Origin of the sequence: Mesorhizobium sp. M0910, from assembly GCF_040319465.1 — a bacterium.
Lineage (GTDB): Bacteria > Pseudomonadota > Alphaproteobacteria > Rhizobiales > Rhizobiaceae > Mesorhizobium.
Genome location: NZ_JAMYNZ010000005.1, coordinates 98,010 through 123,298, shown reverse-complemented (window position 1 = coordinate 123,298; position 25,289 = coordinate 98,010). Strand labels below are relative to the sequence as shown.

The 25,289-nt window shown below is 62.0% G+C and carries 37 protein-coding genes; all 37 read right to left on the bottom strand.

Annotation, left to right across the window (positions count from 1 at the left end; all coding sequences use genetic code 11):
• The 37 genes from NKH78_RS14320 to fusA all read right to left on the bottom strand — a co-directional run bounded on the left by NKH78_RS14320 (position 1) and on the right by fusA (position 25,267).
• Complete coding sequence (locus tag NKH78_RS14320; RefSeq protein ID WP_502899811.1) at positions 1-858, bottom strand: DMT family transporter; 858 nt, start codon at positions 856-858, stop codon at positions 1-3.
• A 68-nt stretch (positions 859-926) separates the two neighbouring features.
• Positions 927-1,907 (bottom strand): RluA family pseudouridine synthase, encoded by a 981-nt coding sequence (locus NKH78_RS14315; protein ID WP_352736418.1) that lies wholly within the window; start codon positions 1,905-1,907, stop codon positions 927-929.
• Between the two features lie 62 nt (positions 1,908-1,969).
• Complete coding sequence (locus NKH78_RS14310; RefSeq protein WP_254817158.1) at positions 1,970-2,308, bottom strand: DUF190 domain-containing protein; 339 nt, start codon at positions 2,306-2,308, stop codon at positions 1,970-1,972.
• A complete protein-coding gene (gene crcB, locus NKH78_RS14305; RefSeq protein ID WP_502896091.1) occupies positions 2,305-2,691 on the bottom strand; it encodes a fluoride efflux transporter CrcB in 387 nt (128 codons plus the stop codon). The genes NKH78_RS14310 and crcB (NKH78_RS14305) overlap by 4 nt, the downstream gene beginning before the upstream one ends.
• A gap of 110 nt (positions 2,692-2,801) precedes the next feature.
• Positions 2,802-3,188, bottom strand: coding sequence for a fluoride efflux transporter CrcB (gene crcB, locus NKH78_RS14300; protein WP_352507447.1), 387 nt, complete (start codon positions 3,186-3,188; stop codon positions 2,802-2,804).
• A gap of 31 nt (positions 3,189-3,219) precedes the next feature.
• Positions 3,220-4,050, bottom strand: coding sequence for an aspartyl/asparaginyl beta-hydroxylase domain-containing protein (locus NKH78_RS14295; protein ID WP_352507448.1), 831 nt, complete (start codon positions 4,048-4,050; stop codon positions 3,220-3,222).
• Positions 4,051-4,185: 135 nt separating this feature from the next.
• Complete coding sequence (locus NKH78_RS14290) at positions 4,186-5,496, bottom strand: replication-associated recombination protein A (RefSeq protein WP_023675125.1); 1,311 nt, start codon at positions 5,494-5,496, stop codon at positions 4,186-4,188.
• A gap of 44 nt (positions 5,497-5,540) precedes the next feature.
• Positions 5,541-7,028 carry a DegQ family serine endoprotease gene (locus tag NKH78_RS14285; protein ID WP_352736416.1) on the bottom strand — a complete coding sequence of 496 codons (1,488 nt, stop codon included), beginning with the start codon at positions 7,026-7,028 and terminating at the stop codon, positions 5,541-5,543.
• Positions 7,029-7,220: 192 nt separating this feature from the next.
• The gene (rplQ, locus tag NKH78_RS14280) at positions 7,221-7,652 is read right to left on the bottom strand and encodes a 50S ribosomal protein L17 (protein WP_352736414.1); all 432 of its coding nucleotides are present in this window, start codon (positions 7,650-7,652) and stop codon (positions 7,221-7,223) included.
• A gap of 116 nt (positions 7,653-7,768) precedes the next feature.
• On the bottom strand, positions 7,769-8,779 hold the full coding sequence (locus tag NKH78_RS14275) for a DNA-directed RNA polymerase subunit alpha (RefSeq protein ID WP_023675128.1): 1,011 nt from the start codon (positions 8,777-8,779) through the stop codon (positions 7,769-7,771).
• A gap of 104 nt (positions 8,780-8,883) precedes the next feature.
• Positions 8,884-9,273, bottom strand: coding sequence for a 30S ribosomal protein S11 (gene rpsK / locus NKH78_RS14270; protein WP_023799279.1), 390 nt, complete (start codon positions 9,271-9,273; stop codon positions 8,884-8,886).
• 147 nt (positions 9,274-9,420) lie between these two features.
• Entirely contained in the window at positions 9,421-9,789 is a 369-nt protein-coding gene (gene rpsM / locus NKH78_RS14265; protein WP_006205445.1) for a 30S ribosomal protein S13, read from the bottom strand.
• Positions 9,790-9,987: 198 nt separating this feature from the next.
• The gene (locus NKH78_RS14260; protein ID WP_352736413.1) at positions 9,988-10,599 is read right to left on the bottom strand and encodes an adenylate kinase; all 612 of its coding nucleotides are present in this window, start codon (positions 10,597-10,599) and stop codon (positions 9,988-9,990) included.
• Complete coding sequence (gene secY / locus NKH78_RS14255; RefSeq protein WP_023675130.1) at positions 10,596-11,936, bottom strand: preprotein translocase subunit SecY; 1,341 nt, start codon at positions 11,934-11,936, stop codon at positions 10,596-10,598. The genes NKH78_RS14260 and secY overlap by 4 nt, the downstream gene beginning before the upstream one ends.
• A gap of 191 nt (positions 11,937-12,127) precedes the next feature.
• Positions 12,128-12,601 (bottom strand): 50S ribosomal protein L15, encoded by a 474-nt coding sequence (rplO, locus tag NKH78_RS14250; RefSeq protein ID WP_023675131.1) that lies wholly within the window; start codon positions 12,599-12,601, stop codon positions 12,128-12,130.
• 22 nt (positions 12,602-12,623) lie between these two features.
• A complete protein-coding gene (gene rpmD, locus NKH78_RS14245) occupies positions 12,624-12,821 on the bottom strand; it encodes a 50S ribosomal protein L30 (RefSeq protein WP_006205449.1) in 198 nt (65 codons plus the stop codon).
• Between the two features lie 24 nt (positions 12,822-12,845).
• Positions 12,846-13,409 carry a 30S ribosomal protein S5 gene (gene rpsE / locus NKH78_RS14240; RefSeq protein WP_006333394.1) on the bottom strand — a complete coding sequence of 188 codons (564 nt, stop codon included), beginning with the start codon at positions 13,407-13,409 and terminating at the stop codon, positions 12,846-12,848.
• Between the two features lie 83 nt (positions 13,410-13,492).
• Positions 13,493-13,852: a 50S ribosomal protein L18 gene (gene rplR, locus NKH78_RS14235; protein WP_023675132.1), complete on the bottom strand. Its 360-nt coding sequence runs from the start codon at positions 13,850-13,852 to the stop codon at positions 13,493-13,495.
• An 85-nt stretch (positions 13,853-13,937) separates the two neighbouring features.
• On the bottom strand, positions 13,938-14,471 hold the full coding sequence (gene rplF / locus NKH78_RS14230) for a 50S ribosomal protein L6 (RefSeq protein WP_023675133.1): 534 nt from the start codon (positions 14,469-14,471) through the stop codon (positions 13,938-13,940).
• 88 nt (positions 14,472-14,559) lie between these two features.
• Positions 14,560-14,958, bottom strand: coding sequence for a 30S ribosomal protein S8 (rpsH, locus tag NKH78_RS14225; protein ID WP_006205453.1), 399 nt, complete (start codon positions 14,956-14,958; stop codon positions 14,560-14,562).
• Between the two features lie 12 nt (positions 14,959-14,970).
• The gene (gene rpsN / locus NKH78_RS14220; protein WP_023675134.1) at positions 14,971-15,276 is read right to left on the bottom strand and encodes a 30S ribosomal protein S14; all 306 of its coding nucleotides are present in this window, start codon (positions 15,274-15,276) and stop codon (positions 14,971-14,973) included.
• Positions 15,277-15,303: 27 nt separating this feature from the next.
• On the bottom strand, positions 15,304-15,882 hold the full coding sequence (gene rplE, locus NKH78_RS14215) for a 50S ribosomal protein L5 (protein ID WP_008875670.1): 579 nt from the start codon (positions 15,880-15,882) through the stop codon (positions 15,304-15,306).
• Positions 15,875-16,189, bottom strand: coding sequence for a 50S ribosomal protein L24 (rplX, locus tag NKH78_RS14210; RefSeq protein ID WP_254817150.1), 315 nt, complete (start codon positions 16,187-16,189; stop codon positions 15,875-15,877). The genes rplE and rplX overlap by 8 nt, the downstream gene beginning before the upstream one ends.
• Before the next feature lie 12 nt (positions 16,190-16,201).
• The gene (gene rplN, locus NKH78_RS14205) at positions 16,202-16,570 is read right to left on the bottom strand and encodes a 50S ribosomal protein L14 (RefSeq protein WP_006205457.1); all 369 of its coding nucleotides are present in this window, start codon (positions 16,568-16,570) and stop codon (positions 16,202-16,204) included.
• A gap of 82 nt (positions 16,571-16,652) precedes the next feature.
• Positions 16,653-16,892 carry a 30S ribosomal protein S17 gene (rpsQ, locus tag NKH78_RS14200; protein ID WP_023675136.1) on the bottom strand — a complete coding sequence of 80 codons (240 nt, stop codon included), beginning with the start codon at positions 16,890-16,892 and terminating at the stop codon, positions 16,653-16,655.
• Between the two features lie 11 nt (positions 16,893-16,903).
• Positions 16,904-17,104: a 50S ribosomal protein L29 gene (rpmC, locus tag NKH78_RS14195; RefSeq protein ID WP_006205459.1), complete on the bottom strand. Its 201-nt coding sequence runs from the start codon at positions 17,102-17,104 to the stop codon at positions 16,904-16,906.
• A 13-nt stretch (positions 17,105-17,117) separates the two neighbouring features.
• Positions 17,118-17,531: a 50S ribosomal protein L16 gene (gene rplP, locus NKH78_RS14190; RefSeq protein WP_006205460.1), complete on the bottom strand. Its 414-nt coding sequence runs from the start codon at positions 17,529-17,531 to the stop codon at positions 17,118-17,120.
• Positions 17,532-17,558: 27 nt separating this feature from the next.
• Positions 17,559-18,284, bottom strand: coding sequence for a 30S ribosomal protein S3 (rpsC, locus tag NKH78_RS14185; RefSeq protein ID WP_023675137.1), 726 nt, complete (start codon positions 18,282-18,284; stop codon positions 17,559-17,561).
• Complete coding sequence (gene rplV, locus NKH78_RS14180) at positions 18,284-18,673, bottom strand: 50S ribosomal protein L22 (protein WP_006205462.1); 390 nt, start codon at positions 18,671-18,673, stop codon at positions 18,284-18,286. Before rplV ends, rpsC begins: the two co-directional genes overlap by 1 nt.
• A gap of 2 nt (positions 18,674-18,675) precedes the next feature.
• Entirely contained in the window at positions 18,676-18,954 is a 279-nt protein-coding gene (gene rpsS, locus NKH78_RS14175; protein ID WP_006205463.1) for a 30S ribosomal protein S19, read from the bottom strand.
• 16 nt (positions 18,955-18,970) lie between these two features.
• The gene (rplB, locus tag NKH78_RS14170; RefSeq protein ID WP_352704050.1) at positions 18,971-19,804 is read right to left on the bottom strand and encodes a 50S ribosomal protein L2; all 834 of its coding nucleotides are present in this window, start codon (positions 19,802-19,804) and stop codon (positions 18,971-18,973) included.
• A 22-nt stretch (positions 19,805-19,826) separates the two neighbouring features.
• The gene (locus tag NKH78_RS14165; protein WP_006205465.1) at positions 19,827-20,120 is read right to left on the bottom strand and encodes a 50S ribosomal protein L23; all 294 of its coding nucleotides are present in this window, start codon (positions 20,118-20,120) and stop codon (positions 19,827-19,829) included.
• On the bottom strand, positions 20,117-20,737 hold the full coding sequence (gene rplD, locus NKH78_RS14160) for a 50S ribosomal protein L4 (protein WP_023675140.1): 621 nt from the start codon (positions 20,735-20,737) through the stop codon (positions 20,117-20,119). Before rplD ends, NKH78_RS14165 begins: the two co-directional genes overlap by 4 nt.
• Complete coding sequence (gene rplC, locus NKH78_RS14155) at positions 20,737-21,465, bottom strand: 50S ribosomal protein L3 (RefSeq protein ID WP_023717519.1); 729 nt, start codon at positions 21,463-21,465, stop codon at positions 20,737-20,739. Before rplC ends, rplD begins: the two co-directional genes overlap by 1 nt.
• A 96-nt stretch (positions 21,466-21,561) precedes the next feature.
• Complete coding sequence (gene rpsJ, locus NKH78_RS14150) at positions 21,562-21,870, bottom strand: 30S ribosomal protein S10 (protein ID WP_006205468.1); 309 nt, start codon at positions 21,868-21,870, stop codon at positions 21,562-21,564.
• Between the two features lie 63 nt (positions 21,871-21,933).
• Positions 21,934-23,109 carry an elongation factor Tu gene (tuf, locus tag NKH78_RS14145; protein ID WP_254817137.1) on the bottom strand — a complete coding sequence of 392 codons (1,176 nt, stop codon included), beginning with the start codon at positions 23,107-23,109 and terminating at the stop codon, positions 21,934-21,936.
• Between the two features lie 67 nt (positions 23,110-23,176).
• Positions 23,177-25,267, bottom strand: coding sequence for an elongation factor G (fusA, locus tag NKH78_RS14140; protein WP_254817148.1), 2,091 nt, complete (start codon positions 25,265-25,267; stop codon positions 23,177-23,179).
• Positions 25,268-25,289 lie beyond the last annotated feature (22 nt).

The following is a 25,289-nucleotide window of genomic DNA, read 5'->3' as shown; positions in this document are numbered from 1 at the left end:
TCATCCGGGGGCTTGTTTTCGGGCCGGCCGATTGACGATGATAAGACCGGCGGCGATGAGGCCGAGTGCCAGGAAGATACGAACGGTCAACGGCTCGTTCAAGAAGACGGCGCCGCAGAGCACACCGAACACCGGCGACAGGAAGGTGAAGCTCGACAGTCCAGATGCAGGGTAGCGCCGGAGCAGCCAGAACCACAGAACATAGGTGAACGCGACGACGTAGACGGCCTGGAACAACAGAGCCAAGGTCGGCAGAACGGCAAAGCTGCGAACTGGCGGGCCGGCAAAAGGCATCACCAAAATCCCGACGACGGCGGCCCCGGCCAGTTGATAGAGCAGCAGCTTTTCGGCGCTGGCCGTCACCAGCTTCGACCGCTTGATGACGATATTGGTCACGGCCCACAGAATGCCGGCGCCGAGACTGAGCAAATCGCCGCTCAATGTTGCGCCGCCATTGGCGCTCAGTTTGTCGGAAAACACCGCGACCAGTCCGGCGAAAGCGAGCAGAAGACCAACGAGCTTGCGTGCCGTGATGCTTTCACCCAGCAGGAAATGGCCGCCGACCAGCATCCAGAACGGCATGGTGTTGACCAGCAAGGTGTTGCGCACGACGGTGGTGTGTTCGAGCCCGACATACAGAAACAGGAACTCGAGACCGAAAAGCGCGCCTGCCAGAATGCCGGCGACGAGGGTCTTGTCGGGCGTGAACAGCGCGATGCCGCGCCAGCGGCACCAGCCGAAAACACACAGGCCGCCGATCACCGAGCGGGCGATCGACAGGAAAACGGGATCGTAGCCGGCATAGGAGATCTTGGCGGCGACGTAGTTCAGCCCCCAGGAAAAAGTCAGCCCAACCATGATGGCGGCGGCCGCCAGATCGACCGCGTCACGGCGGTCGAGCGTATCTGTGGCGACGCCCACCGGCCCTAGTCCTCCGCGCTGGCGTCGTCGAAGCCGATCAGGTTCCAGCTCTGGCGCATGTGCGGCGGCATCGGCGCGGTGACGTCGACAAACCCCTTGTCGGGATGCGGGATGACGATGCGGCGGGCGTGCAGATGCAGGCGGTTCTGCATGCCGCCGGGAAAATCCCAATTGGTGTCGGCCTCGAAATATTTGGGGTCACCGATGATCGGGCAGCCGATATGCGCGGCATGGACACGAAGCTGGTGGGTACGGCCGGTATACGGCTCCATCTCCAGCCAGGTCATCGTCTGTGCAGCCTGCTCGATGATACGGTAGTAGGACACGGCGTGGTCGGCGCCCTTTTCGCCATGCTTGGCGATGCGCACGCGATCGCCGTCGGGCGTCGGTTCCTTGATCAACCAGGTCGAGATCTTGTCCTCGCGCTTCGGCGGCACACCCTTGACCAGCGCCCAGTAGGTTTTCTTCGTCTCACGCGCCCGGAACGCTTCGGCGAGCTTCATGGCGGCGAGCCTTGTACGGGCGACAACCAGAACACCCGACGTGTCGCGGTCGAGCCGGTGCACCAGACGCGGCTTCTCGCCCTTCTGGTTGCGCCAGGCTTCCAGCATGTCATCGACATTGCGGGTGACCCCGGAGCCGCCTTGCACCGCCAGGCCGGCCGGCTTGTTGAAGACGAAGACCTTCGGGTCCTCATGGATCAGCATCTTGGCCAGGACATCGGCGTCGCCCTGGTTGCGTATCGAATGGCCGGTCAGCGGGCTTTCGCCTTTCTTGTCGACTTCGAGCGGCGGCACACGCACCGTTTGGCCGGCTTCGACGCGGGTATCGGCCTTCACCCTGCCGCCGTCGACGCGGATTTGGCCGGAACGCAGCAGCTTCTGCAGATGACCAAAACCGAGACCGGGGAAATGGCTCTTGAACCAGCGGTCGAGCCGCATGCCCGCCTCACCGGCGTCCACTGTGATCTGTTCAACGCCTGCCATGATTCCAATCGCCGTTTTGCAGGCATGCAACGGCATTCGCCGGCACCCGCAATCTCACTCGGTTATTCGTTGTCGGTTCCATATTGCAGAACCTGAACTTTCTCCAGCGTAATCAAACCACTTGTCATGATTGTTTCAAGAACGGGCAGGAAAGCGGCCAATTTTTCCTCGTCATCGACGATCTCGATGACGAGGGGCAGATCCTCCGATAGGCGGAGGATCTTCGTGGTGTGAAGCCGGCTGGAATGGCCGAACCCCATCGCGCCGCGCAGGACTGTCGCGCCGGCGATCTGCATTTCGCGGGCCCTCAGCACGATAACCTCATACAGCGGACGGCCATCTGCCTTGTCGTTTTCGCCGATAAATATGCGCAGCAATTGTGCCTGTGTTGGTATCTTCATTGCCTGGACCCTCTCAGCCGGTTGAGGCGAACTGCAAAGATGTGGCCGAGCCAGACGGCGGCAAGCCAGGCCACCACGGAGATCGCGATATTGAGTCCAGCCGCCAGAAACCTCCCGCCTTGCGCGAGGGTGAGCGTTTCAAGGCTGAAGGCCGAGAAGGTCGTCAGGCCGCCACAGAAGCCGGCCATGAAGAACTGGCGCTGCAGCGGACCGGCGAAGACACGACCATCCGGTCCCGTCAATGTCGTGTAGAAGCCGATGAGGAATGAGCCGACAATGTTGACGAGGAGTGTGCCGAAGGGAAATCCAGCGCCCCACAGGGCAGTGCTCGTCGATGAGGCAAGCGCCCGCAGCACACCGCCGATCATGCTGCCTGCGGCCACGGTCGCATAGAGCCGAACCGCTTCGGAGGTTCTGCGCCAACCAATGAGGCGTCCGCCATGCCCGGCCGCGGCAGTGTCCGTCCCGTTGTGGCGGAGCTTCCGCGGGCCGCTCACGGCGCCCCGCTGCCAATCAGAAGACTTCCCGCGGCAAAGCCCAGCGTCACGCCGCCGAGGCTCAGGAAAACCGAAAGCAGCACATTTCCGCCGGCGCGCAGCCATTCGCCCTCGCGCGCCAGTGCCAGCGTCTGCAGGCTGAAGGAAGAGACCGTAGTGTAGCAACCGAGGCCGCCGGTGACGGCAAAGGCCCAGATGGCGGGCATGCCGTCGCGCGTCACCGCATGCGCAACGACACCGATTGCAAACGCTCCCGAGACGTTGACCACCATCGTGCCCCAGGGAAAGGTCTCGCCAACCCGGCGGGCGACGAAGCCGGACAAGAAGAAGCGGGCCATTGCGCCGATCGCGCCACCAAGGCAGACAAGCAAAAGATGATACATCGTGCTTCCTCACGCCGGTCACACCACGGTGTCAGGCGGCTCCGGCCTTCTTCGGCTTGCTGGAGGCGATCATCTTCCAGTTCTTGTAGAACATGGCATTGATGCGCTCGACGCTGACCGAAACGATGGCCAGGAGTGTCGAGATCAGACCGGGAAACGGCGACGGGCGAATGATGTCCATGAACACACAGTAGCGGCGCCCGTCATACTGGTTGACCGAGCGATGCAGCAGTGTGTCATCGAAGATGAACAGCGGGTTCTCGTGCCAGTAGTTCTTGGCGTTGCCGCACTCGACAAACACTTCCGATTTCACCGGGATGAGGTTGTAGAGAATGCGCAGGCTGAGCCGGAGCGGGCCAAAGTGCCAGGAAGTCGATTCCCTGCCGCTGAAAACAGAAACGGCAATCGTCTTGATATATTTGAAATCCTTGTTGAATTCGGCAACGTTGTCTATTTTGTGCTTGCCATACCACTGATAGACATACATGCCGCGCCGGCCGCTGCCGAAATTGGCGTCGATATCGGCGATGATCTCGTCCTTGCGCTCCTTGAATACGTCCAGGACCTCGTTGACCTCGCGTTGATAGTCCGGAGGAAACTGGTCCAGTTTCCAGACACCCCGGTTTCTGTAGCACAGCAGATCGACCAGCAGATTGAAGGGCGAAAGCAGCCAGGTGAAGATGCCGTTGCCGAGGAAATAACCACTGAACAGGGCCCAGTTCTTGTTGTCGTTGCGCAACACGTCGATCAGACCGAGGACAATGAAAATTGTCATCAGGATGGGAATGAAATAAAAGCCGAGCGCCAGCAGCGGGATCGCTATGGCGAACTTCCGAAGGGTCTTGCGAGATTTTTTCGTCATTTTTTACGCGCCAGGCGCGATTCCGTTCTGAATATCGTCGGTACGTTTCTGGCCTGTCCGCCGGCCGAAGGCGCATCTTGATAGGGTTTTTTGTCACGCCAGACAACGGCGATCACGCCACTGTGCGACTGGCAGCTATTTTTCCCGCTCGCTGCGCAGCTTCGCCCAATAGTCCAGCCGCTTCCTGATATCGCGCTCGAAGCCGCGCTCGGGCGGGTCGTAGAATGTCTGCCTTCCCATCTTCTCCGGAAAATAGTCCTGGCCGGAAAAAGCGTCGGGTTCGTCGTGGTCGTAGCGATAGCCGGCGCCGTAATCTTCCTGTTTCATCAGCTTGGTCGGCGCATTGAGAATGTGCTTGGGCGGCAGCAGCGAACCGAATTCCTTCGCCGCCTGTGTGGCGGCCTTGAACGCGGTATAGACTGCATTGGATTTCGGCGCGGTGGCGAGATAGACGGTCGCCTCGGCGAAGGCCAGTTCGCCCTCGGGCGAGCCCAGATAGTCGTAGGCGTCCTTGGCGGCGTTAGCGACGACGAGCGCCTGCGGGTCGGCCAGCCCGATATCCTCCATCGCCATGCGCACCAACCGGCGCCCGAGATAAAGCGGATCTTCGCCGGCGTCGAACATGCGGGCCAGATAGTAGAGTGCCGCGTCGGGGTCGGAGCCGCGCACCGATTTGTGCAACGCGGAGATCAAATTGTAATGGCCGTCCTGGCCTTTGTCGTAGATCGGCGCGCGGCGCTGGACGATGCGCTGCAGAGCTTCGGCGCCGAACACCTCCTTTGATTTCGCTGCGCGCCAGACCTCTTCGGCGAGCGTCAGCGCCGCGCGGCCGTCGCCGTCGCTCATGCGGATGAGCATCGCACGCGCGTCTTCATCGAGCGGCAGCGCCCTGCCCTCTGCCTCCTCGGCCCGCGCCAGCAACTTGGCGATGCTGTCTTCGCCGAGCGAGTGAAAGACCAGCACGCGCGCGCGCGACAAAAGCGCGGCGTTAAGCTCGAAGGACGGGTTCTCGGTGGTGGCGCCGACCAGCACGACGGTGCCGTCTTCCATCACGGGCAGAAAACTGTCCTGCTGGGCGCGGTTGAAACGGTGGATCTCGTCGACGAACAGCAGCGTCTGGCGGCCGTTCGAGCGGCGCAGCTTCGCTGCCTCGAACACTTTCTTCAGGTCGGCAACGCCGGAAAACACGGCCGAGATCTGTTCGAAGGCGAGGCTTGTCTCGCCGGCAAGCAGCCGTGCGACCGTGGTCTTGCCGGTGCCGGGCGGGCCCCAGAAGATCATCGAGCCGAGCGAGCCGGAGCCGATCAGCCGCGTCAGCGCGCCGTCGGGTCCGGTCAGATGCTCCTGGCCGACGACCTCGCCGAGGTTCTTTGGGCGCAAACGGTCGGCCAGCGGCCTGCCGGGCGGCGTCTTTTCCGGTTCATCGACACTGAACAGATCGGCCATGCAACTTCTTCTTGCCTGGAGCCCGATCATGCTGACGGTCGGGCTCAGTAACGCAACACCTGGCGCAGTATCTGCCCGCCGCGCTCGACGGTAAAGCGCCACCAGCGCGTATCCTGCTGGGCTGCCTGTTCCAGGGTCGCCGCCTTGTCGATCGTCAGGCCATTGACCTCACGCACGATGTCGCCCGGCTGGAATCCAAAATCGGCAGCGGGCGAATCGCGGTTGATGTCGACCACGGTTACGCCTTTGACATCGGTGCGCAGACCGAGCCGTTGGGCAAGCCGTGGCGACAGTTCAGCAACCTTGGCGCCGGAAAAGGGGCTGCGGCCGCGCAATGTGAGTTCCGCAGCTTTGGCGCCTTCGGGCGGTCGTTCCAGAGCGATGTCCATCGTCGCTTGCTGACCCTTGCTCAGAACGCCGAAGCTGGCATTCGTACCAATCGACAGCGTCGCCATCCGGTAGTCCAGCGCCCCGACGCTCTCGACCGGCTTGCCGTTGAGCGACAGCACTACGTCGCCAGGCTTGAGCCCTGCCTTGGCCGCGGGTCCCGCCTCTTCGACCGAAGAAACCAGCGCACCGGTCGGTTTGTCCATGCCGAGCGATTCGGCAATCTGCGGCGTCACCGCCTCGAACTCGGCACCGGCATACGGCCGCTCGAAGAAGTCGAGCCCGGCCTTGGCCGCATCGGCGAAGGCGCGGACCATGTTCGAAGGGATGGCAAAGCCGATGCCGATCGAGCCGCCGCTACGGCTATAGATCGCGGTGTTGATGCCGATCAGCTGCCCTCCCATGTTGACCAGCGCGCCACCGGAATTGCCGGGGTTGATGGCGGCATCGGTCTGGATGAAGAAGCTGGAATCGGAGATGCCGATATGGCTGCGCGCCACCGCCGAAATGATGCCGCTGGTGGTGGTCTGGCCGACCCCGAACGGATTGCCGATCGCCAACACCAGGTCGCCGACCTCGAGCGCGTCGGAATCGCCGATGGCGATCACCGGGAACGGCTTGTCAGAAGAAATCTTGAGCACGGCGAGGTCGAGCGTCTCATCCTTGAGCAGCACCTTACTGTCGAATTCGCGCCCGTCGGCGGTCGCGACCTTGACCTGGTCGGCGTCCTTGACGACATGGAAATTGGTGACCACGACGCCGGTCGGATCGACCAGTACCCCCGAACCGAGCGACGACTGCGCGCGCGGCTGCGAGCGGCCGAAGAACTCCTCGAAAAACGGATCGCCGTCGAAGGGTGACGCCACCTTGGCGGTCTGCGAGGCGTAGACATTGACTACAGCCGGCGCCGTCTGCTTGACCAGCGGCGCAAAGGACAGCTGCACCTCCTCGCGGCCGAAGGGCACGCGCTTGTCGGGGCCGGAGGTGGCGTTTTCGCCTTCGACGCCATGCAACAGATCGGTCAGCACGTCGGACAGACCAGGATCTGGCTTGGTCTCCTCCGCCAGCGCGTGCCTGGCCGCAGGCACGACGGCCAACGCCATCAAGGCGCAGATCAGAACAATGGACAGCCGTTTAACGCGCATTCCGAATCCTCCAAGTCGGGCGCCATTGTCCTGACGATTGTGCAAAATGAAAGGCTAAGCCGCTGAAATCCGATTATTTTGGTAGTCGCCGCAAAAACCGGTGACAAAACCCCTGCTAGCCCTGCCCGGTACCTTCGGAAACAGAAAAAGGGGCCCGAAGGCCCCTTTTGAACTTCTCAGGAAAGCCGAGCCTTATGCGGCTGCGGCTTCCTCGTCGGTGCCTTCGGCCTCGATGCGGGCACGGTCGCCGGCGCCCTTGGCCGAGGTGTCGCGGTCGACGAACTCGATGACCGCCATTGCCGCGTTATCACCGTGGCGGAAGCCGGCCTTCATGATGCGCAGATAGCCGCCGTTGCGGGTGGCATAACGTGGCGCGATGGTATCGAACAGGCGCTTGACGACGCCTTCATTGCCGATGTGGGCAATAACCTGGCGGCGGGCGTGCAGGTCGCCGCGCTTGCCGAGCGTCACCAGCTTCTCGACGATCGGACGCAAATCCTTCGCCTTCGGCAGCGTGGTGAGGATCTGCTCGTGCTCGATAAGCGACACGGCAAGGTTGGCAAACATCGACTTGCGATGGCTTATGCTGCGGGCGAACCGGCGGCCTTTAAATCCGTGGCGCATGGCTCTTCTCCTTCATTGCGGTTTCAAGAGGCCTGAGCCCCAGTTGGTTAGCCGCATGATCTTGTCCGAAAAGTCTGCAACTTTTTGCTGCGCTGACCTTCGGTTCGGGATCATGCTTAATATTGATCTTCGTAACGCTTGGCGAGGTCTTCGATGTTTTCCGGCGGCCAGTCCGGCACTTCCATGCCGAGATGCAGGCCCATCGCCGCCAAGACCTCCTTGATCTCGTTCAGCGACTTGCGGCCGAAGTTCGGGGTGCGCAGCATCTCGGCTTCGGTCTTCTGGATCAGGTCGCCGATATAGACGATGTTGTCGTTCTTCAGGCAGTTGGCCGAACGCACCGAAAGCTCGAGCTCGTCGACCTTCTTGAGCAGCGCCGGGTTGAAGGCAAGCTCGGTAACCTGTTCGGCGGCGACTTCCTTCTGCGGCTCGTCGAAATTGACGAACAGGCCGAGCTGGTCCTGCAGGATGCGAGCGGCGAAGGCCACTGCGTCCTCGCCCGAGATCGAACCATCGGTCTCGATGGTCATGGTCAGCTTGTCATAGTCGAGAACCTGGCCCTCGCGGGTGTTCTCGACCTTGTAGGAGACCTTTTTGACCGGCGAATACAGGCTGTCGACGGGGATCAGCCCGATCGGCGCGTCCTCGGCGCGGTTGCGGTCGGCCGGCACATAGCCCTTGCCGGTGTCGACGGTGAATTCCATGCGGATTTCAGCGCCCTCGTCCAGCGTGCAGATGACGTGGTCGGGATTGAGTATCTCGACGTCGCCAACGGTCTGGATGTCGCCGGCGAGAACCGCACCCGGTCCCTGCTTGCGTACGACCATGCGCTTGGGGCCGTCGCCTTCCATACGGATGGCGATTTCCTTGATGTTCAAGACGATGTCGGTCACGTCCTCGCGCACGCCGGCGATGGACGAGAATTCATGCAGAACGCCGTCGATCTGCACGGCGGTCACAGCCGCGCCACGCAGCGAAGATAGAAGCACGCGGCGCAGCGCGTTGCCGAGGGTGAGGCCGAAGCCGCGCTCGAGCGGCTCGGCGACGAGCGTGGTCAGCGTCTTCTTCTTCGACGAGAACTCGATCTTGTTCGGCTTGATCAGTTCTTGCCAATTTTTCTGGATCATAGTGCTTTCCTTCCGTTGTCCCGCCACCATCCAATCGTGGCGGGCGACCTGGAATGCCGTGGAGGAGCGCCCTTGAGGCGCTCGCGCGGCGTTCGGTAAATTCTTTAAACGCGGCGCTTCTTGCGCGGGCGGCAACCATTATGCGGGATCGGCGTCACATCACGGATCGAGGTGATGGTGAAGCCGGCGGCCTGCAGCGCGCGCAGCGCCGATTCACGACCGGAGCCGGGTCCACAGACCTCGACCTCGAGCATGCGCATGCCGTGTTCCTGGGCCTTCTTGGCAACATCTTCGGCGGCCATCTGGGCAGCGAACGGGGTCGACTTGCGCGATCCCTTGAAGCCCTGGGCTCCAGCCGACGACCAGGCAATCGAGTTACCCTGCGCGTCGGTGATGGTGATCATCGTGTTGTTGAAGGTCGAATTGACATGGGCAACGCCCGACGAGATGTTCTTGCGTTCGCGACGGCGAACACGAGTGGCTTCCTTGGCCATGATGGTCCTTTCAGTTGATCTCTACACCGCCGTAATGCCAGCGGCTCCACCAGGGAGAAGGCAGTAGGGGAATATGGCAGTAGGGCAGTAGGGCAGTATGTCTGCCGTTCCTATTGCCTTACTGCCCTACTCCCTTACTGCCCTAAATTACTTCTTCTTTCCGGCAATCGACTTGGCCGGCCCCTTGCGGGTGCGCGCATTGGTATGCGTGCGCTGACCACGAACCGGCAGCGAGCGGCGGTGACGCAGGCCGCGGTAGCAGCCGAGGTCCATGAGCCGCTTGATGTTCATCGACACTTCGCGGCGCAGATCGCCCTCGACCTGATAGTCGCGGTCGATGGTCTCGCGGATCTGCAGCACTTCCGCGTCGGTCAGCTGGTTGACGCGACGCTCGGCCGGGATGCCGACCTTGTCGACGATCTCCTGGGCGAACTTCTTGCCAATGCCGTGAATGTATTGAAGCGCGATGACGACGCGCTTGTTGGTCGGAATGTTGACGCCGGCTATACGAGCCATGTTCTTCTCTTCTCCATGTAGGCCGGACGAGCCGGCGCTTCAAGTTGCCCCGCGTCCGGTGGAGGCCGGCCCTTGCGGGAGTTTCCAGTTCAAAGCGGCCTGCCTTGCCCTTGCGGACAAGCAAGCCTCATGCCTGATAGGAAGACGGGCCGCCATACCCCAGCGGGCCGCTCCAGTCAAGCGCAATCGTTCGATTCTCTAGCCGGCCGCCCGGCCAACCTGCCGGGTCGTCGCCCTGAGCACGCCCTCGATCTGCTGCGTCACCGCATCGATGTCGGCCATGCCATCGACGCCCCTGAGTTTGCCCTTGGCATAGTAGTAACCGATCAGCGGCGAGGTTTTCTTGTAATATTCCCTCAAGCGTTCTTCGAACACCGCTGGACTGTCGTCCTTGCGCACCGGCAGGCCTGCGGCCTTGGCTTCTTCGGCGCGTTTGACGATTCGGCCAACCAGCGCCTTGTCGTCGACGACAAATTCGATGACCGCGTCTAGCTCCAGTCCGCGATCCGACAGCATTTCCTCAACGGCGTCCGCTTGCACCAGGGTTCGCGGGTATCCGTCAAGGATGAAGCCGTTTGCGCAATCAGCTTGATCGATGCGCTCGGCCACGATGGCGTTGACGATAGCGTCGGACACCAGTTCGCCAGCGTCCATCACCGCCTTGGCGCGCTTGCCGACTTCGGTGCCGGCCTGAACAGCAGCACGCAGCATGTCCCCCGTGGAAAGCTGTGGGATGCCGTGTCGTTCTACCAGTCTCAGTGCTTGTGTCCCCTTGCCCGCCCCCGGCGGTCCAAGCAATATCAACCTCATCTGGCCTTTTTCCCCCCGCGCAACTTCGACTTCTTGATCAGGCCCTCATACTGGTGCGCGATCAGGTGACCCTGAATCTGCGCCACCGTATCGAGCGTTACACTGACCACGATCAGGAGCGAAGTGCCACCAAGGTAGAACGGTACGCCAGTCGCTGAAATCAGGAACTCGGGCAACAGACACACCAGCACCAGATAAATGGCGCCGACGACGGTGATGCGGGTGAGCACATAGTCGATATAGTCCGCAGTGCGCTCGCCCGGACGATAGCCCGGGATGAAGCCCGAATGCTTCTTGAGCTGGTCGGCGGTGTCCTTCGGATTGAAGACGATCGCCGTATAGAAGAAGGCGAAGAACACGATCATCGCCGCGTAGAAGGCCATATAGAGCGGTTGGCCGTGGCCGAGCGCCGCCAGGATGGTGCTAGCCCATGCAGGCATATTGGTGGTCTGCGAGAAGCCGGCGACGGTCGCAGGCAGTAGCAGCAGCGACGAGGCGAAGATCGGCGGAATGACGCCGGACGTGTTGAGCTTCAGCGGCAGATGCGAGGTATCGCCCTGGAACATGCGATTGCCAACCTGGCGCTTGGGATACTGGATCAGCAGGCGGCGCTGGGCGCGCTCGAAGAAGACGATCAGCGCGATGACGATGATGGCGAGCACGATGATCGCCAGGATCAGGCCGGTCGACAAGGCGCCGGTGCGGCCAAGCTCCAGCGTGCCGGAGATGGCGCGCGGCAGGCCGGCGACGATGCCGGAGAAGATGATCAGCGAAATGCCGTTGCCGATGCCGCGGGCGGTGATCTGCTCGCCAAGCCACATCAGGAACATGGTGCCGCCGACCAGCGTGACGACGGTAGAGATGCGGAAGAACATGCCGGGATCGTTGACGATGCCGTTGCCGCCCTCAAGCCCGACCGAAATCCCGTACGCCTGGACAAGCGCCAGAAGCACTGTGCCGTAGCGCGTGTACTGGTTGATGATCTTGCGGCCCTGCTCGCCTTCCTTCTTCAGCGCTTCCAGCGATGGAATGACCGAGGTCATCAGCTGCATAATGATGGAAGCGGAGATATAGGGCATAATGCCAAGGGCAAAGATCGCCATGCGCTGCACGGCGCCGCCGGCGAACATGTTGAACATGCCGAGCACGCCCTTGCTCTGCGACGAGAAGGCCTGGGCGAAAGCGTCGGGATTGATGCCGGGCAGCGGGATGTAGGTGCCAAGACGGTAGACGAGCAGCGCGCCGATGGTGAACCAGATGCGCTTCTTCAAATCCTCGGCTTTGGCGAAGGCCGAAAAATTCAGATTCGAGGCTAGTTGTTCAGCAGCCGAAGCCATGCCTGATTCTCCGCTTGGTCACGCTCGATGCCCGCAGCTCAGGCGGCGCGTGTCACCGAAGCTCACGAGATAAGCTCCGGACTGCAAACATGCAAGCGGCCGCGTTGATGCGGCCGCCACATCTGTCGGATCAAAGCACGACCGCAGGCAAAACCGAATTCCGCCTTTGCCGAACGTGCTTCAAATTGCCGTTACTCGGCGGCTGCCTGCTCAGGCAGTTTCACCGAGCCGCCGGCCTTTTCGATCTTCTCGATCGCGGCCTTGGAGGCTCCGGCCACGTCGAAGGCAAGCTTGGCCTTGATGTCGCCGTCCGAAAGGATGCGCACGCCGTCCTTGACGCGACGGATGACGCCGGCCGCAACCAGCGCCTCGGCCGTCACAACTGTCTTAGCGTCAAGCTTCTTGGCATCGAGCGCCGCCTGGATGCGGGCCAGCGACACGACAGTGAAGCTCTTGGCGAAGATATTGTTGAAGCCGCGCTTCGGCAGACGCCGGTAGAGCGGCATCTGGCCACCCTCGAAGCCGTTGACGGCGACACCGGAGCGCGCCTTCTGGCCCTTAACGCCGCGACCGGCGGTCTTGCCCGAACCGGAACCGATGCCACGGCCGAGACGCTTCTTGGAGTGCGTCGCGCCGTCCTTGTCACGCAGATCATTGAGTTTCATCTGGATTCTCCTGCGCTCTGGCTCAGCCCTCGTCCACGACGCGGACGAGATGCTGGACGGCAGCGATCATGCCGCGCACCGAGGGCGTATCCTCCAGCGTGCGCTGCTTGTGCATCTTGTTGAGGCCGAGGCCGACCAGCGTTGCGCGCTGCTCCTTCGGCCGGCGGATCGGCGAACCGATCTGCTCGACGGTGATGGTCTTGGTTGCTTTCTTGGCCATGGTCAGATCCCTGGTCAGCGTCGACTATTCTTCAGCCGCAACGGCGGTGCCGCGGCGGGCCTGAAGGGTCGAATACTTGATGCCGCGCGCGGCAGCCACATCCTTCGGATGCATCTGGCTCTTCAGCGCGTCGAAAGTGGCGCGAACCATGTTGTAGGGGTTGGAAGAACCCATCGACTTGGCGACCACGTCATGCATGCCGAGCGTCTCGAATACGGCGCGCATCGGGCCGCCGGCGATGATGCCGGTACCTTGCTTGGCGGCGCGCAGCAGGACCCGTCCCGCGCCCCAGCGTCCCTCGACGTCATGGTGCAGCGTGCGGCCCGAGCGCAACGGCACGAAGATCATGTCGCGCTTGGCCGATTCGGTCGCCTTGCGGATCGCCTCCGGCACTTCGCGCGCCTTGCCGTGGCCGAAGCCGACGCGGCCCTTCTGGTCGCCGACGACAACGAGTGCTGCAAAGCCGAAGCGCCGGCCGCCCTTGACGACCTTGGCGACACGGTTGATGTGGACGAGCTTGTCGACCATGCCGTCGTCGCGCTCTTCGCGATCACGGCCACGGCCGCCATCCCTACGTTCCTGTGCCATATCCTGTTCCTTGTTTTTTTCCGGAAGCACGGTTGATGATGATATCCGGCGGCCTCTGTGGGTCGCCGGGGCGAATTTCGTTTTTAGAAGCTCAGACCACCTTCACGTGCAGCCTCGGCAAGCGCCTTGACGCGGCCGTGGTAGATGTAGGCGCCGCGGTCGAAGACGACTTCCTTGACGCCGGCCTTCGAGGCACGCTCGGCGATCAGCTTGCCGATGGCAGCTGCGGCCGCGGTGTCGGCGCCGGTCTTGAGCGAGCCCTTGAGCTCCTTCTCAAGCGTCGAAGCAGCCGCGATGGTGTGGCCCTTGGCGTCGTCGATCACCTGGACATAGATGTTCTTCGACGTGCGATGGACCGACAAACGCGGACGATCGCCGGCAACCTTTTTGATCTGGCGGCGGACGCGCTGAGCGCGGCGTTGGGTGGATTCTTTCGAGCCCATGATATCAGTTCCTTGCCTTCAAAAAACGGGGGCAACCATATGCGGTAGGACGAGCCTCCCGCGACCGCTCCCCGCGGCGTTAAAATTACTTCTTCTTGCCTTCCTTGCGGACGATCTTCTCGCCAGCATAGCGAACGCCCTTGCCCTTGTAGGGCTCGGGGCTGCGGTACTCGCGGATCTCGGCGGCAACCTGGCCGACCTGCTGCTTGTCGATGCCGGTCACGGTGATTTCCGTCGGCTTCGGCACCGAAATCGTCACGCCCTGCGGCGTCTCGTAGACAACGTCGTGGCTGAAGCCGAGCGCCAGCTGCAGGTTCTTGCCTTGCATCGCGGCGCGATAGCCGACGCCGGTGATCTCGAGCTTCTTTTCGAAGCCGTCCTTGACGCCCTGCAGGATGTTGACGATCTGCGTGCGCGACATGCCCCATTTGGAACGGGCGGTCTTGGTCTGGTCGCGCGGCTGGACAGCGATCTCGCTGCCTTCCATCTTGACCAGCACTTCGTCGTTCACCACGAACTTCAGCTCGCCCTTCGGACCCTTCGCCGTCACGGTCTGGCCGTTGACGGTCGCGGTCACGCCCTGCGGCAGCGAAACGGGTTTCTTTCCAATACGAGACATTCTGTTGTCCTCGTCACTTCTCTTGTTTCAGGTCTCGGTTTTCGGGACTTGATCCCGAAAGCCGGATTCCAACGGGTCACATACCAGATCAGAAGATCTGGCAGAGGATTTCCCCGCCGACATTCTGTTCGCGCGCTTCGTGGTCGGCCATCACACCCTTCGGCGTCGAAAGAATGGCGATGCCGAGGCCGTTGGCGACGTGTGGTATCGACTTGGCCGAAACGTAGACGCGGCGGCCGGGCTTCGAGACCCGGGCGATTTCGCGCACCACCGGCGCACCGTCGAAATACTTCAGCTCGATCTCGATTTCGGACTTGCCGTTGTCGAAGTCGGTCTGGCTGTAGTCGCGGATATAGCCTTCGGCCTTCAGCACGTCGAGGACACGGGTGCGCAGGCGCGAAGCCGGCGTCGAAACGCTCGACTTCTTACGGCCATACGCGTTGCGGATGCGGGTCAGCATATCGCCGAGAGGATCGCTCAATGACATCTTATGTCCTCCTTACCAGCTCGACTTGACCAGGCCCGGGATCTGGCCGTTATTGCCGAGATCACGAAGCGCGATACGCGATACTTTGAGCTTGCGATAATAGGCACGCGGACGTCCGGTGACTTCGCAGCGGTTGCGGATGCGGGTCTTGGCCGAGTTGCGCGGCAGCGCCGAAAGCTTCAGCTGAGCGCGGAAGCGCTCTTCCATCGGCTTGGACTGATCCATGATGATCGCCTTGAGCACCTTGCGCTTGGCAGCGAACTGGTCCGCAAGCTTGCGGCGCCTGTTGTTCTTCTCGACTGAGCTGGTCTTTGCCATTTCAGATTTTTCCTTTTCTCGCTGCCGTTACTGGCGGAAGGGGAAGTTGAAGGCCTTGAGCAATGCCCTGGCTTCGTCGTCCGTCTTCGCAGTCGTACAAACGATGACGTCCATGCCCCAGATCTGATCAACCTTGTCGTAGTTGATCTCCGGGAACACGATGTGTTCCTTGATGCCCATGGCATAGTTGCCACGGCCATCGAAGCTCTTCGGGTTGAGCCCGCGGAAGTCGCGGACGCGCGGCAGTGCGATGTTCACGAGGCGGTCGAGGAACTCGTACATGCGTTCCTTGCGCAGCGTGACCTTGGCGCCGATCGGCATCTTCTCGCGGACCTTGAAGCCGGCGATCGAGTTGCGGGCGCGGGTGACAACGGCCTTCTGGCCGGCGATCATTGCAAGGTCCTCCGCCGCGATCGAAGGCTTCTTCGAATCGCCGGTCGCCTCGCCGACGCCCATGTTCAACACGATCTTGTCGATGCGCGGAACCTGCATCTCGTTCTCGTAGCCGAACTGCTCCTGCAGCGCCTTGCGAATGGTCTCGTTGTAGACCTGCTTGAGGCGCGGCGTGTTCTGGGCAGTTGCCTGCTTGGTTTGAGCCTTAGCCATTGATGACTTCTCCCGAGCGCTTGGCGACGCGCACCTTCTTGCCGTCCTTCTGGAAGATGAAGCCGACGCGGGTCGGCTTGCCATCCTTGGGGTCGGCCAGCGCGATGTTCGACAGCTGGATCGGCGCTTCCTTGGTGATGATCCCGCCCTCTTGGGACTGGGACTGCTTCTGATGACGACGGATCAGGTTGACGCCGCGCACCAGCGCGGTGTCGTCCTTCGGCTGCACCGAAAGGACTTCGCCCGAACGGCCCTTGTCCTTGCCGGCCAGCACGACGACCTTGTCGCCTTTTCTAATCTTTTGCATTGGTCCGGCTCCTTACAGCACTTCAGGCGCGAGCGAGATGATCTTCATGTGGTTCTTGGCGCGGAGTTCGCGCGGAACCGGTCCGAAGATACGCGTGCCGATCGGCTCTTTCTTGTTGTCGACGAGAACGGCTGCGTTCTTGTCGAAACGGATCACGCTGCCGTCCGGGCGGCGGATGTCCTTGGCCGTGCGAACCACGACCGCCTTCATCACATCGCCCTTCTTGACGCGGCCGCGCGGGATGGCTTCCTTGATCGACACCACGATGATGTCGCCCACGGAAGCGTATTTCCGCTTCGAGCCGCCCAGCACCTTGATGCACATGACACGACGGGCGCCGGAATTATCCGCGACGTCGAGGTTTGTTTGCATCTGAATCATGACTGGCCGCCTTCTTCTTTTCTAACGGGACGGGTTTCTCACCCCTCCCCGGTCTGTCCAAAATTCGTTTCGTTAGCCCCGATCAGGCCTGGTCCGAAGACACCACGACCCAGCGCTTGTCCTTGGAAATCGGCTTCGATTCCTGGATGAACACCTGATCACCGACCTTGTGGGCGTTGTTCTCGTCGTGCGCCTTGTACTTCTTGGTCATGCGCACGGTCTTCTTCATCACGGGATGCGTGAAGCGCCGTTCGACCTTGACGACAACCGTCTTCTCGTTCTTGTCGCTGACGACGGTGCCCTGCAGAATGCGCTTTGGCATGGTTTTCGTCCTTAAGCCTTCTTGGCCGCGGACTTTTCCGCAGCGATGGTCTTGATACGCGCAATGTCCTTGCGGACCTGCCTCACGCGCGCGGTCTTCTCAAGCTGGCCGGTGGCCTTCTGGAAGCGCAGGTTGAACTGCTCCTTCTTCAGGCTGGCCAGGTCGTCGGTCAGCTGGTCCTGCGTCTTGGTCCGGATGTCTTCGGCTTTCATGATCAGCCCGTCCTTATTCTGCGATGCGCTGTACGAAGCGCGTCCTGACCGAGAGCTTGGCCGCGCCGAGACGCAGCGCCTCACGGGCGGTTTCTTCGTTGACGCCGTCGATCTCGAACATGATGCGACCCGGCTTGACGCGTGCCGCCCAGTAGTCGACGGCGCCCTTGCCCTTACCCATACGGACTTCAGTCGGCTTCGACGTAACCGGCACGTCCGGGAAGATACGGATCCACACCCGGCCGGCGCGCTTCATCTCGCGGGTGATCGCGCGGCGGGCCGCCTCGATCTCACGCGCGGTGACGCGGTTCGGCTCAAGCGCCTTCAGCCCGAAACCACCGAAATCCAGGTTGGTGCCGCCCTTGGCGGTACCGTGGATGCGGCCCTTGAACTGCTTGCGGAACTTTGTGCGCTTTGGCTGCAGCATCGTTCTAACTCCAAATTCCTGACTGTCTTACGCGTTTTCGCGACGGCGACCGCGCTCGCGCTCACCACCACCGCCATGCGCATGATCGCCCTCGGTGGCGCGGCGCTCCGATGCCATCGGGTCGTGCTCAAGGATTTCGCCCTTGAACACCCAGACCTTGACGCCACAGATGCCGTAGGCCGTATTCGCCTCGGCCGTGCCGTAGTCGACGTCGGCGCGCAACGTATGCAGCGGCACGCGGCCTTCGCGATACCACTCCATGCGCGCGATCTCGGCGCCGCCGAGACGGCCAGCGCAGTTGATGCGGATGCCTTCGGCACCCAGGCGCATCGCCGACTGGACGGCGCGCTTCATGGCGCGGCGGAACGCGATGCGGCGCTCGAGCTGCTGGGCGATCGACTGGGCGACCAGGGTCGCGTCGATCTCCGGCTTGCGCACTTCGACGATGTTCAGATGCGTCTCGGACTTGGTCATCTCCATCAGCTTCTTGCGAAGCTTCTCGATGTCGGCGCCCTTCTTGCCGATGATCAGGCCCGGACGCGCCGCATGGATGGTGACGCGGCACTTCTTGTGCGGACGCTCGATCACGACCTTCGAGATCGCAGCCTGCTTGAGTTCCTTCTCAAGATATTTGCGGATCTTGATGTCCTCGTGCAGCAGCTTGCCGTACTCGCCGGTGTTCGCGAACCACCGCGAATCCCAGGTGCGGTTGATGCCGAGACGCAGACCGATCGGATTGACTTTCTGGCCCATTATGCGGCCTCCCCTTTTTCTTCGACTTCACGAACGACGATCGTGAGGTGCGAGAACGGCTTCTCGATACGGCTGGCGCGACCACGGCCACGGGCATGGAACCGCTTCATGACAATCGACTTGCCGACATAGGCTTCCGCCACGATCAGCGCATCGACGTCGAGGTCGTGGTTGTTTTCCGCGTTGGCGATCGCCGATTCCAGCGTCTTCTTGACCGTGCCGGAAATCCGCTTGGCCGAGAATTCGAGGTCGGAAAGCGCTGTCGCGACCTTCTTGCCGCGGATCAGCGCGGCAACCAGGTTCAGCTTCTGCGGGCTGATACGGATCGTGCGCAACACGGCGCGCGCTTCGTTGTCAGCAAGCCTGCGCGGAGCTTTGGCCTTGCCCATGATTATTTCCTCTTCGCCTTCTTATCCGCGCCGTGACCGTAATAGGTCCGGGTCGGAGCGAATTCACCGAACTTGTGACCGACCATGTCCTCGTTCACCGAGACGGGAACGTGTTTCTGGCCGTTGTAGACACCGAAGGTGAAGCCGACGAACTGCGGCAGGATGGTGGAGCGGCGGCTCCACATCTTGATCACCTCATTGCGACCACCTTCACGAACCTTGTCCACCTTCTTCAGAAGGTAGCCGTCGATGAAGGGGCCTTTCCAAATCGAACGAGTCACTTGGCGTTACCTCTTCTTAGCTCTTGCGCTGATGGCGCGAGCGCAGGATGAACTTGTCGGTCGCCTTGTTGGACCGCGTCTTCTTGCCCTTGGTCGGCTTGCCCCAGGGCGAAACCGGATGGCGGCCACCCGAGGTGCGGCCTTCGCCGCCGCCATGCGGATGGTCGACCGGGTTCATGGTCACACCGCGATTGTGCGGACGTTTGCCACGCCACACGGTGCGGCCAGCCTTGCCGTCATTGATGTTGCCGTGGTCCGGGTTGGACACGGCGCCGACAGTGGCCATGCAGGAGCCGTGGACGACACGCTGCTCGCCCGAATTGAGGCGCAGGATCGCCATGCCCTGGTCGCGGCCGACGAGCTGGCCATAACCACCGGCCGAACGGGCGACCTGAGCGCCCTTGCCGGGCTTCAGCTCGATATTATGGACGATCGTGCCGACCGGCATAGAGGCCAGCGGCATCGCGTTGCCCGGCTTCACGTCGACCGATTCACCGGCCACGATCTTGTCGCCGGGAGCCAGACGCTGCGGGGCGATGATGTAGGACAGCTCGCCATCGTCGTACTTGATCAGCGCAATGAAGGCGGTGCGGTTCGGATCGTACTCGATACGCTCAACCGTACCGACGACGTCGAACTTGCGGCGCTTGAAGTCGATGATGCGGTAGGTGCGCTTGTGACCGCCGCCGATGAAGCGGGCCGTGATGCGGCCGTAATTGTTGCGGCCGCCCGACTTGGTCAGGCCTTCGGTCAGGCCCTTGACGGGCTTGCCCTTGTAGAGGCCCGAGCGGTCGACGATGACCAGCTGACGGGTGCTCGGCGTTACCGGGTTGAATTTTTTCAGTGTCATTGTTCTGTCCTCGCGACCTTGCTCAGAGACCCGTCGCGACGTCGATCGACTGGCCGTCGGCCAGCGTCACAACCGCCTTCTTGACGTCGCTCTGGCGGCCGATCGTGCCGCGGAAGCGCTTGATCTTGCCCTTGCGGACAAGCGTGTTCACAGCCATCACCTTGACGCCGAACAGCGCTTCGACGGCGGCCTTGATTTCCGGCTTCGACGCCTTCTTGGCAACATTGAAGACGACCTGGTTCTGCTCGGAAGCCATGGTCGACTTTTCGGTGATCGCCGGCGAGACGATCACGTCGTAGTGACGAAGGTCGGTCATTTGAAGCGCTCCTCGAGAGCCTCGACGGCGGCCTTGGAAAGGACCAGCGTGCCGCGGCGCAGAATGTCGTAGACGTTGATGCCCTGGATGGGCAGCACGTCGATGTTCGGGATGTTGGTCGCCGCCAGCTTGAAATTCTTGTCAAGCTCGGCGCCGCCGATCACCAGGGCGTTGCTCAGGCCCAGCGTCGCGAAATTCGCGATCAGTGCCTTGGTCTTGGCCTCGGTCAGCTTCAGCTCGTCAATGATGATGATCGACGCGCTTTTGGCCTTGGCCGAAAGCGCATGCTTGAGACCGAGCGCACGCACCTTCTTCGGCAGATCGTGCTCGTGGCTGCGCACGACCGGGCCGTGGGCCTTGCCGCCGCCGCGGAACTGCGGAGCGCGAGCCGAATGGTGACGGGCGCGGCCGGTACCCTTCTGCTTGTACATCTTGGCGCCGGTGCGGGCGATTTCCGCGCGGCCCTTGGCCTTGTGCGTGCCCTGCTGCTTCTTGGCGAGCTGCCAGCGCACGACGCGCTGCAGGATGTCCTCGCGCGGATCAAGGCCGAAAATCTCTTCGGAGAGCTTCAGCTTACCGGCGTCCTTGCCGCCAAGCGTTGTAATCTTGAGGTCCATTATTCCGCTCCCTCTGTGGCCGGGGCCTCGTTCTTGGCGGCACCATCGGTTGCAACGGCGCGGATCGCGGCGGGCTTCGGCGCATTGGCCGGAAGCGCCACCTTGGCCGCATCGCGGACCAGGATCCATGCACCCTTCGAACCCGGGACCGCACCGCGGATCAGGATCAGGCCACGATCGGCGTCGGTCGAGACGACCTCGACATTCTGCGTGGTGACGCGGGTGTCACCCATGTGGCCGGCCATATGCTTGCCCTTGAACACCTTGCCCGGATCCTGGCGCTGGCCGGTCGAACCGTGTGTACGGTGCGACACCGAGTTGCCGTGCGTCGCGCGGCCGCCACCCATGTGGTGCCGCTTGATGACGCCCTGGAAACCCTTGCCGATCGTGGTTCCCGTCACATCGACCTTCTGGCCGACGACGAAATGCTCGACGGTGATCTCGGCGCCGACATCGATCATGTTGTCGGCGGAGACGCGGAACTCGGCAACCTTGGCCTTAGGCTCGACGGAAGCGGTCGCGAAATGGCCGCGCATCGCCTTCGACGTGTTCTTCACCTTGGCAAGGCCAACGCCGAGTTGGACGGCGGTATAGCCGTTCTTCTCCTGCGTGCGCTGCGCCACGACCTGGCAGTTCTCCATCTGGAGAACAGTGACGGGAACATGTTCCCCGGCATCGTTGTAGATGCGGGTCATTCCCACCTTCTTTGCAATCACACCTGAACGCATCGGTTCAATTCCTTTAGAGTTCCCTGTCGGGGCTGTCGCCCCTCCACGCCTCTTGTTCCTTCAGAGTTCCGGGTCGCCCCGCTGACCTCTGGTTCCTTAGAGCTTGATCTCGACGTCGACACCGGCGGCCAGGTCGAGCTTCATCAAAGCATCGACCGTCTGCGGGGTCGGGTCGACGATGTCGAGCAGACGCTTGTGCGTGCGCATCTCGAACTGCTCGCGGCTCTTCTTGTCGACATGAGGCGACCGGTTGACCGTGAACTTTTCGATCCGCGTCGGCAGCGGAATTGGGCCGCGGACGTTGGCGCCGGTGCGCTTGGCGGTCGACACGATTTCCCGTGTCGAGGCGTCGAGCACCCGGTGATCAAACGCCTTCAGGCGGATGCGGATATTCTGTCCGTTCATGCGTCACTTCCTTGTTCTGGCGCGGCGCGGGCAGCGCCCGCGACAGATCGGTTTAAGTCCAAATTACTCTTTGATGGTGACGACGATGCCGGCACCGACGGTGCGGCCGCCTTCACGGATGGCGAAGCGCAGCTTCTCTTCCATGGCGATCGGCACGATCAGCTCGACATCGACGGTGATGTTGTCGCCCGGCATCACCATCTCGGTGCCTTCCGGCAGCGACACGATGCCGGTCACGTCCGTCGTGCGGAAGTAGAACTGCGGACGGTAGTTGGTGAAGAACGGCGTATGGCGGCCGCCCTCGTCCTTGGTCAGGATGTAGGCTTCGGCAACGAACTTCTTGTGCGGCTTGACGGTGCCGGGCTTGGCCAGGACCTGGCCGCGCTCGACGCCTTCACGGTCGACACCGCGCAACAGCGCGCCGATGTTGTCGCCCGCCTGACCCTGGTCGAGCAGCTTGCGGAACATCTCGACGCCCGTGCAGGTCGTCTTGGTGGTCGGACGGATGCCGACGATCTCCAGCTCCTCGCCGACCTTGACGACGCCGCGCTCGACGCGGCCGGTCACCACCGTGCCACGGCCCGAGATCGAGAACACGTCCTCGATCGGCATCAGGAACGGCTTGTCGAGCGGACGAACCGGCGTCGGTATATAGGCATCGACCGCAGCCATCAGTTCGCGGATGGCGTCCTCGCCGATCTTCTTGTCGCTGTCTTCAAGTGCGGCAAGCGCCGAACCCTTGACGATCGGAATGTCGTCGCCGGGGAACTCGTTCTTGGTCAGAAGCTCACGCACCTCGAGCTCGACCAGCTCGAGCAGCTCGGCGTCGTCGACCTGGTCGACCTTGTTCAAGAACACCACGATCGAGGGCACGCCGACCTGGCGGGCGAGCAGGATGTGCTCGCGGGTCTGCGGCATCGGGCCGTCGGCGGCCGACACCACCAGGATCGCGCCGTCCATCTGCGCGGCACCGGTGATCATGTTCTTCACATAGTCGGCGTGGCCGGGGCAATCGACATGGGCATAGTGGCGGTTGGCGGTCTCGTATTCGACATGCGCCGTCGAAATGGTGATGCCGCGCGCCTTCTCTTCGGGCGCCGCATCGATCTGGTCATAGCGCTTGTATTCGCCAAAATACTTGGTGATCGCCGCCGTCAGCGACGTCTTGCCATGGTCGACGTGACCAATCGTGCCAATGTTCACATGAGGCTTAGTGCGCTCGAATTTACCTTTTGCCATGTGATCTCTCCATTCCTGCCAGCCCGTGCGGGCCTTGAATTAAGTTACTGGTGCAACTCGTTTCGAGTTACGCGTATTTCTTCTGGACTTCCTGCGCGACCGCGGTCGGGACCGGCTCGTAATGGTCGAACTGCATCGTGTAGGCCGCGCGGCCCTGGCTCATCGAGCGAAGGTTGTCCACGTATTTGAACATGTTGGCGAGCGGCACCATCGCGTTGATGACCACCGCGACACCGCGGGCCTCCTGGCCCTGGATCTGGCCACGACGGCCGTTCAGGTCGCCGATAACGCTGCCGACGTAATCTTCCGGCGTCACCACCTCGACCTTCATGATCGGCTCGAGCAACTGCACGCCAAGCTTGGGCGCTGCTTCACGGAAGCAGGCGCGGCCGGCGATTTCGAAGGCCAGAACCGACGAGTCCACGTCGTGGTAGGCGCCATCGATCAGCGTCGCCTTGACGCCGATCATCGGGAAGCCGGCGAACGGGCCCGAGGTCATGACGCTGTTGATGCCCTTTTCGACACCGGGAATGTATTCCTTCGGCACAGCGCCGCCAACGATCTTGGTTTCGAACTCGAATTCGCTGCTTTCCGGATTCGGCTCGAACAGGATCTTGACGCGGGCGAACTGGCCGGTACCGCCGGTCTGCTTCTTGTGCGTGTAGTCCTGCTCGTGCTTGCGGGTGATCGTCTCGCGGTAGGCCACCTGCGGTGCGCCGACATTGGCCTCGACCTTGAACTCGCGACGCATGCGGTCGACGATGATGTCGAGGTGAAGTTCGCCCATGCCGGAGATGATCGTCTGGCCGCTTTCCTCGTCGGTCTTGACGCGGAAGGACGGATCCTCGGCGGCCAGGCGGTGAAGGGCGAGACCCATCTTTTCCTGGTCGTTCTTGGTCTTCGGCTCGATGGCGATCTGGATAACCGGATCGGGGAATTCCATGCGCTCGAGGATGACCGGATGCAGCGGATCACTGAGCGTGTCGCCGGTGGTGGTGTCCTTGAGACCAGCGAGGGCGACGATGTCGCCGGCAAACGCCTCTTCGACGTCGGCGCGCGAATTCGCATGCATCTGCAACATGCGGCCGATGCGCTCTTTCTTGCCCTTCACGGTGTTGTCGACCGAGATGCCCTTGGTGAGCTTGCCCGAATAGATGCGGGCAAAGGTGAGCGAACCGACGAACGGGTCGTTCATGATCTTGAAGGCGAGCATCGACAGCGGCTCGTTGTCGTCGGCATGACGCTCGATCTCGGCGTCGGTCTTGGCGTCGACGCCCTTGATGGCAGGGACATCGGCCGGCGACGGCAGATATTCGACGACGGCGTCGAGCAGCGGCTGCACGCCCTTATTCTTGAAGGCCGAGCCGCAGAACATCGGATAGAACTTCACCGCGATCGTGCCCTTGCGGATGAGCGCACGGATCTCGTCGTTGCTCGGCATCTTGCCTTCGAGGTAATTCTCGAGCGCCGTTTCGTCCATTTCGACGGCGGCCTCAATCATCTTCTCGCGGTATTCTTCGGCACGAGCCTTGAGGTCGGCAGGGATCTCGACGATGTCCCAGGCAGCGCCCAGCGTCTCGTCGCGCCAGACCAGCGCGTTCATCTCGACGAGGTCGACGACACCCTTGAACTCGGTCTCGGCGCCGATCGGCAGCTGCATGACGACGGCATGCGCACCGAGGCGCGAACCGATCATCTCGACCGAGCGGTAAAAGTCGGCGCCGATCTTGTCCATCTTGTTGCAGAAGATCATGCGCGGCACGCGATACTTGTCGGCCTGGCGCCAGACGGTCTCCGTCTGCGGCTCGACACCGGCATTGGCATCGAGCAGCGCGATGGCGCCGTCGAGCACGCGCAGCGAACGCTCGACCTCGATGGTGAAGTCGACGTGGCCGGGGGTGTCGATGATGTTGAAGCGATACATCTTGCCGTCGCGACCCTTCCAGAAGGTCGTGGTGGCGGCCGACGTGATGGTGATGCCGCGCTCCTGCTCCTGCTCCATCCAATCCATGGTCGCAGCGCCGTCGTGGACTTCGCCGATCTTGTGCGACTTGCCCGTGTAATAGAGGACGCGCTCGGTGGTCGTCGTCTTGCCGGCGTCGATATGCGCCATGATACCGAAATTGCGGTAGTCTTCGATTTTATATTCGCGGGCCATGGGAGGTGCCTCTTCAGTCTCG